The 15,812-nt window shown below is 41.3% G+C and carries 11 protein-coding genes; 5 read left to right on the top strand and 6 right to left on the bottom strand.

The genetic code is table 11. The annotated features are described in order from the left end of the window. Positions 1–813: 813 nt before the first annotated feature. The gene (gene pyk / locus BMW53_RS16685) at positions 814–2,232 is read right to left on the bottom strand and encodes a pyruvate kinase (RefSeq protein ID WP_245749063.1); all 1,419 of its coding nucleotides are present in this window, start codon (positions 2,230–2,232) and stop codon (positions 814–816) included. 102 nt (positions 2,233–2,334) lie between these two features. Further along, the gene (gene aroQ / locus BMW53_RS16680) at positions 2,335–2,751 is read right to left on the bottom strand and encodes a type II 3-dehydroquinate dehydratase (RefSeq protein ID WP_038563009.1); all 417 of its coding nucleotides are present in this window, start codon (positions 2,749–2,751) and stop codon (positions 2,335–2,337) included. Between the two features lie 138 nt (positions 2,752–2,889). Between aroQ and xerD the strand changes: the two genes are divergently transcribed. Both xerD and pckA read left to right on the top strand, forming a co-directional pair. Then, a complete protein-coding gene (gene xerD, locus BMW53_RS16675) occupies positions 2,890–3,789 on the top strand; it encodes a site-specific tyrosine recombinase XerD (protein ID WP_038563008.1) in 900 nt (299 codons plus the stop codon). Positions 3,790–4,026: 237 nt separating this feature from the next. Continuing rightward, positions 4,027–5,622 (top strand): phosphoenolpyruvate carboxykinase (ATP), encoded by a 1,596-nt coding sequence (gene pckA, locus BMW53_RS16670; RefSeq protein WP_038563006.1) that lies wholly within the window; start codon positions 4,027–4,029, stop codon positions 5,620–5,622. A 165-nt stretch (positions 5,623–5,787) separates the two neighbouring features. Here pckA and BMW53_RS16665 read toward each other — a convergent pair whose 3' ends face one another. Beyond that, positions 5,788–7,920 carry an FUSC family membrane protein gene (locus tag BMW53_RS16665; protein WP_038563003.1) on the bottom strand — a complete coding sequence of 711 codons (2,133 nt, stop codon included), beginning with the start codon at positions 7,918–7,920 and terminating at the stop codon, positions 5,788–5,790. Between the two features lie 66 nt (positions 7,921–7,986). Then, positions 7,987–8,853 carry a TIGR01777 family oxidoreductase gene (locus BMW53_RS16660; protein WP_074781023.1) on the bottom strand — a complete coding sequence of 289 codons (867 nt, stop codon included), beginning with the start codon at positions 8,851–8,853 and terminating at the stop codon, positions 7,987–7,989. Between the two features lie 99 nt (positions 8,854–8,952). Between BMW53_RS16660 and BMW53_RS16655 the strand changes: the two genes are divergently transcribed. From BMW53_RS16655 to BMW53_RS16645, 3 genes are all read left to right on the top strand, one after another. Further along, entirely contained in the window at positions 8,953–10,734 is a 1,782-nt protein-coding gene (locus BMW53_RS16655; RefSeq protein WP_038563000.1) for a chloride channel protein, read from the top strand. A gap of 25 nt (positions 10,735–10,759) precedes the next feature. Continuing rightward, entirely contained in the window at positions 10,760–12,529 is a 1,770-nt protein-coding gene (locus BMW53_RS16650) for a chloride channel protein (protein WP_038562997.1), read from the top strand. 108 nt (positions 12,530–12,637) lie between these two features. Continuing rightward, complete coding sequence (locus BMW53_RS16645) at positions 12,638–13,633, top strand: glycosylasparaginase (RefSeq protein WP_038562994.1); 996 nt, start codon at positions 12,638–12,640, stop codon at positions 13,631–13,633. A gap of 538 nt (positions 13,634–14,171) precedes the next feature. On the opposite strand, the gene BMW53_RS16640 is transcribed toward BMW53_RS16645, so the two are convergent. Together BMW53_RS16640 and BMW53_RS16635 are read right to left on the bottom strand one after the other, a co-directional pair. After that, positions 14,172–14,615, bottom strand: coding sequence for an RNA recognition motif domain-containing protein (locus BMW53_RS16640; RefSeq protein WP_038562991.1), 444 nt, complete (start codon positions 14,613–14,615; stop codon positions 14,172–14,174). A gap of 341 nt (positions 14,616–14,956) precedes the next feature. Then, positions 14,957–15,679, bottom strand: a complete 723-nt coding sequence (locus BMW53_RS16635; protein ID WP_168136451.1) for a cytidylate kinase-like family protein — start codon at positions 15,677–15,679, stop codon at positions 14,957–14,959. Between the last annotated feature and the right edge of the window lie 133 nt (positions 15,680–15,812).

The raw sequence follows: 15,812 nt of genomic DNA, 5'->3' as shown, positions 1-15,812 counted from the left end.
AAATTGTATTTTTACCCATGTCTAACTTTTTGGTGTGGTAACTCAAAAGTAGACATACCGGGTGGTTCTTTAAAATGTACTGCCCGGTAAATTTTTACCGGACACTAATGATATTTAATAAAATTTCGTGCTGAATTCGAAATATCCGGCTGGTACCAGGGCAAAAGAAAAAAAAGGATTATTGATAAAGGATGAATTGGCAGTAGGCAAGCGCTGTGCCTGGCAGTTTGCAATTTTGCAAATCAGCATTGTTTCAGTTCAAGGTTTAGAATTTATTCAGAATAAAGGCAATTAAAACTTTGGAAAAGCTCGCAAAAAAACATCAACAAAAAATAAGGTTAATAAGGTTATTGTAGGGGTAAAACATTGGTTATTAAGGTTATCTGAGGAGCAAATAAGATTTTACCAAAACACAAAAAAAAACTTCAAGCGTTTTTAACTCCTTAAAGCGTTTAAACAAGAATAAAAATACAATTCATTAAATATCTAATGGGGCAATCTCAGATTATCAATTACGGAATTTAAGATTTTACCAGAGAGTAAAAATTTGGAAATCATAGCGTTTTACTGAGTATAAGATCGACCGTTAAGAGCTACAATATTACAATTTATCCGTTTAACAATTTTATCCATCCAGCATCCAGCATCCAGTATCCAGCATCCAGTATCCGAATGAACGAAGTGAATTGAAAATCGGCCACAGCCAAATCCCGACCGCAAGTGTCGGGACATCCGGCATTCCGGTTTTATCCAAAATGAAAAAGCCTTGCTTCAATGAAGAAGCAAGGCTTTTTTTATGGAATTAAATTGTTGCTAATTTATTTCTTTTGACTTTGTAAATAGGCGGTCGGCAGTAGATATTTCGATGAACGATGCACCTGCATCTTCGCCAAAACGGCCGCCGATATAAATTACCAGGTCGTCCATGTTAACGGTACCCTCGTTAACCAACTCCTGAACAGCCGCTTTCTGGATCTTCATTTTGTTCTTTTTAGCTTCGAGGTACGACGGATGAACGCCAAATGAAAGCGCCAGTTCGCGCATTACCCGGTGTGAGTGGCATTTAACAAAAACCGGGTAAAACGAGCGGTGCGATGAAAGGTAACGTCCTGTTTTGCCGGTTGTGGTTGATGTGATAATCGCATCGGGTTTTAATTCGCGTGCAGCGCGTATTGCCGACTGGGCCAGGTAAGCCGGAATATCAGCTTTAAGTGGAACTGTTAACTCGCGACGGTCGCGGTCTGGTTCAACTTCCTGAGCAATTTTATCCATTGCTTTAACGGCTTCAACAGGATACTTTCCGTAAGCTGTTTCGCCACTTAACATGATGGCGTCGGTTCCCATGTAAATAGCACTTGCCACGTCGCTCACCTCGGCACGTGTTGGTCTTGGGTGCTCAATCATAGTGTGCAGCATTTGTGTGGCAATAATAACCGGTTTTTGGAACAATATTGCACGACGAACCAGGTTACGCTGAATAGATGGGATCTTCGATTCCGGAAGTTCAATACCCAAATCGCCACGTGCTACCATAATACCATAGGCGTGTTCCAATATCTCGTCGATATTGTCAACACCCTCCATGTTTTCAATTTTGGCAATAATTTTAATCGGGCTGTTATGTTCATCCAGAATTTTCTGAACTTCTTTTACATCTTCTTTATGGCGTACAAACGAGTGTGCAATAAAATCGAGTTCGTTTTCGGCAGCAAAGCGAATAAATTCCACGTCGCGTTCCGTCAGCGATGGTAATTTAATTTCTACGCCGGGAACGTTAATACTCTTACGCTTTTTAATAACGCCCGAGTTGCAAACTCTACACAATAAATACTGAATGTGTTTTTCAACTACTTCGAATTCAGTTTCGCCGTCATCCACAAGAATTTTGTTGCCAACATTCAGGTCGTTTACAAAACCTTTATAGTTTACACAAATGTTTTTTACATTCTCAATCACTCCCGTAGAGTATGAAAGCGTAACCAGTTCTCCTTCCTTAACTTCAGTGTCCGAAAGAGTTTGACATGTTCTTATTTCCGGGCCTTTCGTGTCAACAAGAATTGCAATTTTATCTGAAACCGCGCGAATATTGTCAACCATAACTTTCCCGCTTTCGGGAGTAATATGGGCAGTGTTAATACGGGCTACGTTCAGCCCCGCATTATATAGTGACTGTATAAAATCTACGTCACATCGTTGATCCGAGATCGTTGCAACAATTTTGGTCTGTCTCATTATTTCTAATTTTTAAGGGCGCAAAAGTACAATAAAACCCGATTTAACGGTTAAATTAAATTTAATCAGCAATTAAATTTAATAGAGAGTATAGATTACGTTTCAATTTACAAAACTTTGAATTGCCAATCGATATGATTCCAGACCAAATCCCATAATACATCCTTTACATACCGGGCCAATGATTGATTTGTGCCTGAAATCTTCGCGTGTAAGTGTATTTGATATATGTACTTCAACAACAGGTGTTTTTATTCCGGCAATGGCATCGCGTATGGCCACCGAGGTGTGCGTGTAGGCACCGGCATTTATGATTATCCCGTCGTAACTAAAACCATGCTCGTGTAAGGAATTTATAAGTTCTCCCTCAACGTTCGATTGGTAATAGGAGAGGTCTGAATCCGGGAAATCCTGTTTTAATTGTTCATAATAACTTTTAAAACTTTCTGTTCCATAAATCGACTTTTCCCTTACCCCAAGCAGGTTTAAGTTCGGTCCGTTGATAATCAAGAGCTTCATTTCTTCGATTTTAATTTATTTTATAGTAACTTTATTCAAAATGCAACGTAATATTTTTTTGTGTTAATAGTTCATAGGTATAATAACATACATTGCACGATATAAACAGACATAAAAGTAACCTTAATTTGCAATATTATGAAATGGGAGGAATGTAAAAAAGGATATGAAAACTACTTAAAGTTGGAGAAATCATTATCGCAGAACTCAATAGCTGCCTACATTAATGATATCAACAAGTTGGAGAATTTTTTTGAAAAAAGTTTCAAAGGGGTAAATCCTGAAAAGGTAACGCTGAGTCAGTTAAAAAACTTTGTAGAATGGTTAAATGAGAAAGGTGTTAGTCCGAGAACTCAGGCGCGAACTATTTCTGGCATAAAATCTTTCTATAAATACCTGTTAATCGAAGAGAAGATCACCAGTGATCCGACGGCTTTGCTCGAGTCGCCAAAAATTGGCCGGAAACTGCCCGACATATTATCTATGGAAGAAATAGATACGTTAATAAATGCCATTGATTTGAAAAAATCAGAAGGGCAGCGAAACAAAGCCATGTTGGAAACTTTGTACAGTTGCGGCTTGCGCGTATCGGAGCTGGTAAACCTGAAAATGACCAACCTGTTTTTTGAGCAGGGATTTATAAAAATTGAAGGAAAAGCAGGTAAAGAGCGATTGGTACCGGTTAGCGGACGGGCAATTGAAGAGATTAATAAATACCTGGCCAATTACCGAAAAAACCTTCGGGTGAATAAAGACAGTGAGAACATATTGTTTTTAAACCGCCGCGGCAGAAAATTAAGCAGGGTAATGATTTTTACCATTATTAAAAACCTGGCCGCAAAGGTTAATTTAGACAAGAAAATCAGTCCGCATACCTTCCGTCACTCGTTTGCCACACACCTGATAAATGGTGGAGCCGACTTGCGGGCCGTTCAGGAAATGTTAGGGCACGAATCGATATTAACAACCGAGATTTATACCCATTTGGATAAGGATTACCTGAAGTCAACAATCCACCAGTTTCATCCAAGGTCATAACAGACATAAGATAATAATAAAAGAGCGTTACATCCTTATTTGTAGCGCTTTTTTTGTGCCTAAATTAAGAGTAAAATGCCTTCTTAATGACAATCTATTGTTAAGCTAATGTTTAATTGGGGTGAAAAAAAGAGCAAATGGGGGAGGTGACCCCCTCCGATTGGAAAATTATGATATTTTTGTGTCCCGATTTAAGTAGACGAAAAATTGTATTATTAAGTTAATTATTAGGTAGTTATGGCAAATTTAGATTTAAGCAAGTACGGAATTGTTGACGTACAGGAAATTATCCACAACCCTTCATACGAGAAACTTTATGAAGAAGAAATGAATCCTGCTTTAGAGGGATTCGAAAAAGGTCAGTTGTCAGAGCTTGACGCTGTAAACGTAATGACAGGTGAATTCACTGGTCGTTCTCCTAAAGATAAATTCCTTGTAGATAACGAAGCGTCTGAAGATATTTGGTGGACTACTCCAGAATCTCCAAACGATAACAAAAAAGTTTCAGAGGAAGCTTGGTCTTACTTAAAAGAAATCACAGCAAAACAACTTTCTGGAAAGAAATTGTATGTTATGGATACTTTCTTAGGTGCTAACGAAAACTCTCGTTTGAAAATTCGTTTCATTATGGAAGTAGCATGGCAAGCTCACTTTGTGAAAAACATGTTTATTCGTCCTACTGAAGAAGAACTTGCTAACTATGGTGAGCCTGATTTCGTAGCCATGAATGGTTCTAAAACTCAAAACGACCGTTGGGAAGAGTTTGGTATGAACTCTCCAGTATATACTGTTTTCAACTTGAAAGAAAAAATGCAAGTGATCGGTGGTAGCTGGTATGGTGGTGAGATGAAAAAAGGTATGTTCGCTATGATGAACTACTACTTGCCAAAAGCGGGTATGGCTGCTATGCACTGTTCTGCTAACGTAGGTAAAGATGGTGATGTTGCTATCTTCTTTGGTCTTTCTGGTACTGGTAAAACTACTCTTTCTACTGACCCTAACCGTCAGTTGATTGGTGATGATGAGCACGGTTGGGATGATGAAGGTGTATTCAACTTCGAAGGTGGTTGTTATGCAAAAACCATTAACCTGGATAAAGATGCTGAGCCGGAAATTTACGGAGCTATCAAACGTAACGCTCTTTTGGAGAACGTTACTCTTGATGCTGATGGAAAAATTGACTTTAATTCAGGTCCGGCAAACACTCGTGTTTCTTATCCAATTCACCACATCGATAATATTGCTGTTCCATCAAAAGCAGGTCATGCTAAAAAAGTTATTTTCTTAACTGCTGATGCATTTGGTGTAACTCCTCCGGTTTCAAAATTAACTCCGGAACAAACTAAATATTATTTCTTATCAGGATTTACTGCAAAATTAGCAGGAACCGAGCGTGGTGTTACTACTCCACAGCCAACATTCTCTGCTTGCTTTGGTGGTGCTTTCCTTTCACTTCACCCAACTAAATACGGTGAGGAATTGGTGAAAAAAATGGAAGAACACGGAGCAGAAGCTTACCTGGTGAACACCGGATGGAACGGTACCGGCAAACGTATTTCTATTAAAGATACTCGCGGTATCATTACTGCTATCCTTGATGGTTCAATCGACAAAGCTCCAACTAAGAACTTACCAATCTTCAACCTTGAAATTCCTACTGAATTAGCAGGTGTTGATACTGGTATTCTTGATCCAAGAGATACTTATGCTAATGCTTCTGAATGGGAAGAAAAGGCTAAAGATCTTGGTGCTCGCTTTATTAAAAACTTCGTTAAATACACTGATAACGAAGAAGGTAAAGCATTGGTTGCTGCTGGTCCTCAAGTTGACTAATTCAGATCAATCTTTATATATTATAAAAACCTTCTGTCTTTGGGCAGAAGGTTTTTTTGTGCCCTAAACGGTTCCTTTTACGTGCGACAGGGAATGGTTTCTCAACAAAATGCAGCCTTTCGCACTTCTCAAAATCACGTGGCTTAGAAATATCTCCGTTTAAAATTACCGGGAGGAGGTTCGTTTTAGCTCATCAATAATTTTTGATGTTGTTGCCGCAATATTATAAAACAAGCGCAGCTGTTGCCGTTTTAAACCAGCTTCGGTGTTTCTGATTTGTTGCTGCAGTGTCATTAGCAGTTCCGACAGATCGGATGACAACTTCTCTTCGCGTAAGGTACTTTCTTTTCCGGCTTCACTCATCTTATTATGAATTTGCAGAAACAGCGATTCAATGTTTTTGAATCGCTCAATATTGGCTTCGCGATGCGCTCCCAGTGCCGAAATGTGCGAGAGTAAAGCATGATTCAGATAAGTATTGGTGAGTACACTATCCATTTTGTGTTGTTTACTTTTCGGCTCTTGCCTCATGCTGTTCCAGGCCTGTGCAAGTTCGTTATCGGCCAGGTGCGCTTCACGTCGTGCAATGCGGTATTGCAGGTCGTCGCTACTTGCTTGCTGGTATTCTCTGGCAATGGCTTGAAAATAGTTCCTGTTCTTTTCGAGTGCCGCAGAAATAAGCCCGGAAATGCGCCGGTATTGCCAGCCCGGCCACAAAAAGCGAATGGTGAGAAACGACAATGTTGCCCCAAGCAGGGTGTCAACCAAACGCGGAATCATACTGTTTATGCCTCCATCGTTTGAAATAATGTTAAAAGCACTCAGTACAAAAGTGGTTACAAATATTACCGCTACCGAGTATTTTTTTCGCAGCCAGTAGAAAAAGGCCATCGCCGAGCCCATCATCAGTAAAACCTGTGCTGCAGTGGTGGTAAAAATTTGCAGTAATGCGGCGCCGATAACAATCCCGGTGGCCGTTCCCAGTAAACGCTCAAACAGGCGGCGGCGGGTGTCGCTGTAGGTAATTTGGCTAACAAATAAACTGGTTAGCATTACCCACTGGCCTTTATCAAGATCAAGATAAATCTGGAGAATGTAGCCCAGAGCAAAGGTTAAGCTGAGCCGCAATGCATAGCGCATTCGTGGATGACGAAGAGTAAGCTGCTCTTTTAGGCGTTGAAACGGTGTGCGTTCGTCGCGCCGTAAACGGGGAATCGAGGTGCCTTCTTCCAGGTTGTCGAGGTATTTTAACGAAACGTGCGAACGGTGTAAATTGTGATGTAGCAGGATCAGGTCCTGGGCATCTTCCACAGGCATGGTTTGCAGTTTGTCGTCGATGGCTTTTGAAATCCACTCCAAAGCCGGCGGATGATTGTACGACCTTCCGGTAAGCATATTTTCTGCCACCATTCGCGAAGCATAAGCCAACTGGCGAAGCATTTCACCAAAACCTTCCAAAATCTCGATTTGTTCGTTGCTGTTTCCCAGTTTATCGTGGCGCTGGTGGGTCGATGCGGCACGCTCGTGCAAACTTTGCAACAACATAAAACGCTGAAGATAGTTGTTCAGAGGCTCGGTGCTCTTCATTTCGCGGGCGTAGTTGTTCAATACGTTTTTTATGCTCTCAAGTGCATTCACCACATTTACGTTTAGCAAAGCCAGGTCTTTATTTATGTCTTCCTGGTCTTTTTTTAGGCTGGGAAAAAGCAGGGCTTTCTTGTCGAGGTAATTTCCCAATGCCCTGAAACCGCTGGCCATTTGCTGGTCGAGTAAACGCCACGGATTTCGGAAGATCAAAATCAAAGTGAGTATGCCATGAAACAAAGCTCCGGCAGGTAATAAAACTGCCTGCCAATACCAGGCCGGACTGATTTGGATGCCGAGCATTGCGTAAATACCTACTAAAATAGAGCCGAAGGTAATGGCGCGGTACCGTTCGCCAATTCCTCCAATTAAAATAAATATGATGGTGGAGAGGATAAATCCGGCGCCAAGTATCCAGGTGTAATTATTTAAAAGCCCTACCGAGAAACTTGATATAAAAAAGCTGAGAATGGTTATCGACAACGATTTTATACGCCCTTTCGGATGGTCATCGGTTTCCGACAAAGCGCCGGCCAAAGCTCCCAAAGCCAGTGTTACCCCAAAAAACGGCAGGCCGGCAATTATAAATGGTACGGCCAATACACCCATTGAAATTGTGGCGCGCAAGGCAAACAAACGGTAGGGATGCAACAGAAATACATCGCGGAAAAATTTTATGTTCGTTCGCAAATGGCCTTTTTCCTGGTTCTTCATTGGTAATGCGTAAAATTGTTTTTTACAAAGCTAATGAATGAGAACAGAAAATAACGACTAAAGTTTTTAGCTCTTAGCAATAATATTTTGTAAGGTAGCTTTTATTGTTGGGTATTCGAAATTAAAACCTGCGTTTAGCAGTTTTCGGGATGATACATTTGGTGATTGTGTTAGCAATTGGGCTGCCTTGCCAAACACCAGTTTCAAAGCAAAAGCAGGAATAGTAAAAAATGCAGGACGCTTTAATTGCCGGGCAAAAGTTTGGGTAAATTCTTTATTTGATATCGATTCGGGGGCGGTTAAATTAAAAGTATCACTTGTTTCAAGTGTTTCGGTAGCCCAAACGAATGCATTAACCACATCCTGTTCGTGAATAAAGGGAAAAGCCTGCTCGCCCGACCCGATCTTACCCCCGAGGCCCAGTTTAAAGGGTAGCAGCATGTTGTGTATGGTTTTTGCCTCTTTTCCAAAAACAATTCCGAGCCGAAAAACAATGGTTTGCACATTCATGGGTAAAACCCTTAGTTCGTTTTCCCAGTCCTTTACCACTTCTCCAACAAAACCGTCATCAAAGTTTGTGCTTTCTTCGGTGTGCGAATCCCCTGATCTGTACAGGCCAATTGCCGATGCTGATACTACTTTTTTGGGGCGTTCATTTTCGGGTAAGTCAATAATTGCTTTTACCAGGTTGCGCGTGGTTACCACCCGGCTGTTGTATATGTTTTTTTTATTTTCTGCTGTCCAGCGCTGTAAAATAGGGGCACCGGCAAGGTTAATTATCACATCGGCGTTGCGTAATTCTTTCTGAAGATTTGTTGATGCTCCATAAAGTAGGTTGCGATTAATGCCTGACACAGCATGCCCTTTTTTCAGCAATTCTGATGAAATGAGCCGGCCAATATATCCGTTACTTCCTGTGAGTTTTATTTTCATCTTACCCTGGTTTATTAGGATAACAAAATCTTTAGCTTTTAGTTCCTTAAAATTTGTTAATCGCGCTTGCTAATTGTTACTTTTACCAGATCGAAAAAAATGACAAAGCACAGACAGCATATTTTTGTACGATTGCACAGGTGGCGGTTAAAGCACCTGGGCGAGCGGGGTTTTTTAACCGTGCTAAGTATTATTATTGGTGTTTTGTCGGGAATAGCGGCTGTTGTTCTTAAAAATACGGTGCGTTTTACGGAAGAAATGGTTCACAATCTGGTTGCGAATGAAGTACAGAATTATATCTATTTCGCTTTACCCGTTGTTGGAATTTTTCTCGCAATTCTGGTTATTAAATATATTGTTCGCTCGGAAGTCAGACACGGAATTCCCAATGTGTTGTATAGTATCTCAAAACGAAAAGGGAAAATCTCAAGGCATAACTTATTTTCATCGGTTGTAACGGCTTCGTTAACCGTTGGTTTTGGCGGGTCGGTAGGGCTGGAGGGGCCAACAGTTGCCACCGGAACTGCCTGGGGATCGTGGATTGCCAGTATTTTCCGGCTCAACTATAAAAATACGATTTTGATGCTTGCCTGTGCTTGCGCCGGAGCCATGGCAGCTATTTTTAAAGCGCCCATTGCAGCTATTGTTTTTGCTGTGGAGGTAATAATGATCGACCTGACCGTATTTTCGCTGGTGCCGCTTTTGCTCGCGTCATCAACTGCGGTGGTAACCTCGTATTTATTTTTGGGGCAGGATGTACTTTACCCGTTTAATGTGGTTGATGCTTTTGAATTGGGCGATTTACCTTTCTACATTGCTTTGGGAGCTGTAACCGGTTTTGTATCGGTATATTTTACGAAAATGTACTTGTTTGTAGCCGATATTTTTGAGAAATTGAAAAGCAGCCGAATACGTTTGCTTGCTGGCGGTGCCGGTCTGGGAGCGCTGATCTTTCTTTTTCCGTCACTTTACGGCGAAGGTTACGAGTCGATAAACGAATGTTTGGCCGGCGACTTAAACTATCTTTTCGATAATAGTTTTTTCTATTCGTTACGTGAAGAATTGTGGGCAGCCATGCTACTTATTGTAGCTGTAATTTTGCTGAAGATCGTAGCCACATCGCTTACCTTTGGAGCAGGAGGTGTTGGTGGTATTTTTGCGCCAACGCTTTTTATGGGAGTTAATACTGGAATGCTTTTTTCGCTGCTTATTAACCGACTGGGCATACGAGACCTAAATTCGAATAACTTTGCATTAATAGGAATGGCCGGGTTAATTGCCGGCGTTTTACATGCGCCACTCACCGGAATATTCCTGATTGCAGATATTTCAGGAGGGTACAAGTTGTTTGTGCCGCTCATGGTTACGGCTACATTTGCATACCTTATTGTCAGGGCATTTACGCCAAACTCGGTTTATCATATTCAGTTGGCACGGCGCAAAGAATTGTTAACCCACGATAAAGATGCCAATGTGTTGCAGTTGATGCAAGTAAAAAATTTAATTGAAACCGACTTTGAAGTTTTGTCGCCCGATGCAACTTTGCGCGACCTTACTGAAGCCATTACCAGGGGCCACCGCGATTTGTTTCCTGTTGTAAAAAACGATGGAACGATGGTGGGAATGGTAAAAATGGACGACGTGAGAACGATGATCTTCAACCATGAACTATACGATACAGTGAAAATAAGCGAGTTGATGTATATGCCTGAATTTTCGATCGACCCGAATGACAGCATGGAAATTGTTACTGCTAAATTTGAATCATCGGGGCGCTACAACCTGGCGGTGATAGAAGAAGGCAAATACATTGGATTTATTTCGCGGGCACGTGTGTTTACCCGCTATCGTAAACAGATAATTGATGTTTCTCATGTTTAGAATTTTTAGAATTAACAAGTTGTTGATGAGTAAGTTGCTTAATCGACTTGTTGCCTGGCGAATTGCAAAAATACCGGAAAAGAACTTTTTGTATTTGCTAAGTTTGATTGTTGGGCTGGTAAGTGGATTGGCTGCCCTGCTGTTAAAAAACCTGATTCACTTTGTTGCCGAAGAGTTAACCGGCGTAATTTCTGTTGAAGGGTTTAATTACCTCTATTTGTTGTATCCATTTATCGGGATATTGTTAACGGTGTTGTTTGTTCGCTATATTATTCGCGATGATATTGGGCATGGCGTCTCAAAAATTCTGTATTCAATTTCGAAAAAGAGCAGTAAGCTGAGGCCATCAAAAACCTACTCATCGATGATTGCCAGTTCGTTAACCATCGGTTTTGGAGGATCGGTAGGATCGGAGGCACCAATTGTACTTACCGGTGCATCAATAGGTTCGAACCTGGCACGCATATTTAAATTACGGTATAAATACATTACCCTTATGGTTGGCTGTGGAGCGGCCGGTGCAATTGCAGGTATTTTTAATGCGCCAATGGCCGGTATTGTTTTTACCCTTGAAGTGCTGATGCTCGATTTAACCATGGCCTTTCTAATCCCGCTGCTGATTTCGGCGGTGTCGGCCACAGTAATCTCGTACTTTTTTATGGGCGAAAGCGTAATGCTCCATTTTGATCAGGTGGCACCATTTCATATTAATATGATTTGGATTTACATACTTGTGGGAATTTTTACCGGCTTGCTTGGCATTTATTTTACGCGCGGAACCATGTTTCTTGAAAAGCGTTTCGCGACGATAAACAACTGGTTTGTTCGTGTGCTTATCGGTGCTGTTACGCTGGGTATTTTAATTTTTATTTTTCCTCCGCTTTGGGGCGAAGGTTACACCAGTATTAACTCGGTTTTTAATAATCAGGGGGCCGATTTATTGAACAACTCCATGTTCTTTCAATGGAAAGATAATCCGTACGTTGTACTGATTGTGCTGGCCGCAATACTTATTTTTAAGGTATTCGCCATGTCGGCAACAACCGGCTCGGGTGGTAACGGAGGTATTTTTGCTCCAACACTGTTTACCGGTGCAATTGCCGGTTATTTTCTGGTATTTTTGCTCAACACTTTTTTCGATTTGGGAGTGCCTGAAAATAACTTTGCACTGGCTGGAATGGCCGGAATGATGGCAGCCGTTATGCATGCTCCGCTTACAGGAATATTTTTAACTGCTGAAATTACAGGAGGTTATGGCTTGTTTATTCCCTTGCTTATAACTTCAACGGTGGCGTATTTAACCATCATGCGTTTTGAGCCCCATTCCATTTATACCAAACACCTGGCACAAACCGGCGATTTGATTACGCACCACAAAGACAAAGCTATACTTCGCTCGATGGAAGTAAAAAAATTGATAGAGAACGACTTTGAGATTATTTCTCCCGATGCCAGTTTGGGCGATCTGGTAAAAGCCATTTCAAAATCGAACCGGAACCTTTTCCCGATTGTTGATGAAGAAGGTTATATGAAAGGGATGGTGAAACTCTCGAAGGTGAAACACCTTATTTTCGAGCACGAGCTGTATGACCAGGTGATGGTGAAAGACCTGATGTTTATGCCTGAATTTTATATTTCGTCGAAAGACAATATGGAAACAGTGGCGAAAAAATTTGAAACCTCAAACCGGTACAATCTTGCTGTTATCGACGATGGGAAGTATCTTGGTTTTATTTCGCGCGCAGTGGTATTCTCGAATTACAGAAAAACGTTGGAGTATTTCTCGCACGAATAAAGCTTTGTACGAGAATCAATAAAAGGTTATCATTATTAAAAACCTGCCGTGAGCTGATTCCTGGAATACATTTTGTTTACTTTTGAAATCAATTAAAAGTATTAAACTATGATATCCCGTCGTTCCTTTTTAGCAAAAAGTTCGTTAATGCTTGCCGGCGCAGGTGTAGCCACGAAAGCGTTTTCAAATTCGGTTTTTCAGTCAGCAAATAAATTCCCGGTTGTAATCTCAACATGGAATCATGGTATGGCTGCCAACGAGGCTGCCTGGGAGATATTGGCGAAAGGAGGCCACTCGCTTGATGCGGTGGACGCAGGAGTGCGTGTTCCCGAAGGCGATCCAAATGTAATTACCGTTGGAAAAGGCGGAATTCCCGATGCCAGCGGAAAAGTAACGCTCGACGCCTGTATTATGGACGAGAAAGGACGTGCCGGAAGTGTAAGCTATTTGCAGCACATCGTTCATCCTGTTTCGGTGGCTCGTCTGGTAATGGAGAAAACGCCGCATGTAATGTTAAGCGGGAAAGGAGCACTGGAATTTGCACTTGATAATGGTTTTGAAAAAGAAAAGCTGCTAACCAAAGCCCGTAAAAAGGAGTGGAAAAAGTGGAAAAAGGACAACAAGGAATTCACTAACAATATTAATATTGAGAATGTTACTGAAGATAACCACGATACCATTGGGATGTTGGCGCTCGATGAAGACGGACGTATTTCAGGAGCTTGTACCACCAGCGGAATGGGCTATAAAATGCCCGGCAGGGTAGGCGATTCTCCAATAATTGGAGCCGGTTTGTTTGTTGATGGCCAAGTGGGAGGCGCAACAGCTACCGGATCGGGCGAACTGGTAATGAAAACGCTGGGTTCGTTTCTGGTGGTTGAACTAATGCGCAGCGGCATGTCGCCCGACCGGGCTTGTGAAGAGGCCGTTCGACGCATCGCTAAAAAGATTCCCGATTATCAAAGCCATCAGATTGGTTATATTGCTTTAAACACAAAAGGTGAGTACGGTTCGTTTTGTATCCAGCCCGGTTTTAACTATGCTGTAAAAACGGCTGAGCAAACCGAGCTTATTGAGGCTGAAGCCTGGCTGAAGACCTTATAAAGCGATCAGGTTATTGCTCTCTTAAAATAGAAGATGAACATTTCTCATTCAAGAGCTATTTTATTTCAACACCTTTAAAACATTCATGATGCCCGGGAATCACCAACAGGAATGAAAGTGAAGCCTGACGACAGCATTTCCTAAAAGTAGTTGGATAACAAGGCGCATACAGCGATTGTGCCTTGAATAGCTTATTGATTGCGCCTTTGATTTACTTTCATATTACCCCCGGGTTTCACCCAAGGTTAATCCTATTTTATCCCTTCGGGATATGGAACAGAATTACAAGGTTAATACGAGTTAACTGAACAGCGATGTTTGACTCTAAAGCTTTTTATGGCGCTGAAAGCGTAGAATGTGATTAACCCGGTGTGCAGCACCGGGATGAAACGACTGAAGGGAAATCGTTTGGAATAGTTAGCTGATAAAGGATTGCCCGTACTATCGGACGAAAAACGGCTGTCTTCCTTTAATCGACTTTCAGAAAAAAAGGTGTTCGAAAAAACGAACACCTTCTTTTAAATATCTTTCGGGAAGCTTACCAACGGTCGCCACCGCCGCCACCACGACGATCGTAACCACCGCCGCCGCCTCTGCGGTCGCCACCGCCGCCACCGCGACGATCGTAGCCACCACCACCGCTTCTGCGGTCGCCGCCACCACGGTTGTAACCACCACCGCCACCGCGGTTGTAGCCACCACCGCCGCCACCGCGATTAAAATCACGACGTGGACGCTCTTGTGGAGCATTTGCTTCCTTAACTACGATTTGTTTTCCTTCAATTTCAGTTTCATTAAGTGCAGCAATTGCTGCATTAGCTTCTTCTTCGTTTGGCATTTCAACAAAACCAAAACATTTCGAGTTTCCCGTTTCTCTGTCAAAAATAACTTTGGCAGATGCTACTTCTCCGTGTGCAGAGAACAGCTCATTTAAGTAGTCACCTGTAATCGATGAGTCTAACTTTGCAACAAATAAATTCATAAAAAATAGAAAAATATAAATGTATAAATGTAAAAACTGGCGGCTGTATGCCGCTTTATTTTCAAAAAATTATTGTTAAGTAATAAGAACGTGTCAGACATTAAAACGGAAAATCACAAACACAGGTGAAGTGCGAATTAAAATCTTATATCAAAGTAACGGACTAATTATTAGATTATCACAATAAAAACCTTGTTTTTTTAATTAAAATCTCAAAAAAAATATTCAAATAACAGAGCCTCTCCGAAGAAAGGCCCTGGTAAGGTGAGATTTAAATTAATTTCTTCCGGTTTTCGGAAGATGTTTTTCGTTACTTCTTGTAAGCTAAAATAATAAATTTGTTAGAATTCGTAATGAGGAGCGATAATTTTTTTATTCCGTAATATGTTAATTACTGCATCAACTATCTGGTCGTCTTCCATTGTGGCATAATTAAAAATAACGTCAAAATCCTCGTTTTCGGCTTTCCTACCAATAATCTTTTCAATAAAAGCATCTCTCTTTTTGTCGGCTTGAGTAATGTATTCAGCAGCTTCTGTTTGGGTCATATCTTTAATTTGCATTATTCGGTTAATTCGCCACTCTGCAGGTGCTTCAAGCCTGATGTTTAGTTTGTTGGGTATGCTTCTTAAAATTGCTCCTGCCGAACGGCCAACAATAATCGTGCGTCCGTGGTTGGCCAGCCTGCAAATAATTCCTTTTAACGCCGCAATCATTTTATCGTCCGATATATCGTAAATCGTTTCATCGGCAAAAGCTTTTCCAACGTCTTTTAAAAACAATATCGATTCTTCGGCATCCTCATATTCTCCCCATTTCAATTCATCGGTCAATTCTTCTACAACCTCCAAAAACATATCTTTGTCAACATATTTCCATTCCACATCGGTTTTAGTTTCCGACATGTAGCTGTACCCGGTCAGTATTTTCGAAAGCTTAATGGCTATGCGCTTTGCCGAGCATCCGGCTTGTCGCGAAATGGTAAGAAAAGGACTGGGATAATCGCCTGACTCGAGGTTGATGCATTTCGATTCTGTTAGATAACTGTTCAGAAAATTTTTCATATGATTAGCATTGTTGTTTCCAGCCGTTTCATAACCGGAGTACTCGTATTGTTTTTGCAGGCAATTTACAATCAAATTTTGTGGAATAGAAGCTAATGTGTTATACAATAGCATGTATGGCGAATGTTATTCA

The organism is Draconibacterium orientale, from assembly GCF_900111425.1.
Taxonomy (GTDB): Bacteria; Bacteroidota; Bacteroidia; order Bacteroidales; family Prolixibacteraceae; genus Draconibacterium; species Draconibacterium orientale.
Note: the sequence above shows the minus strand (reverse complement) of the source record. Positions and strands in the feature narration are given on the sequence as shown.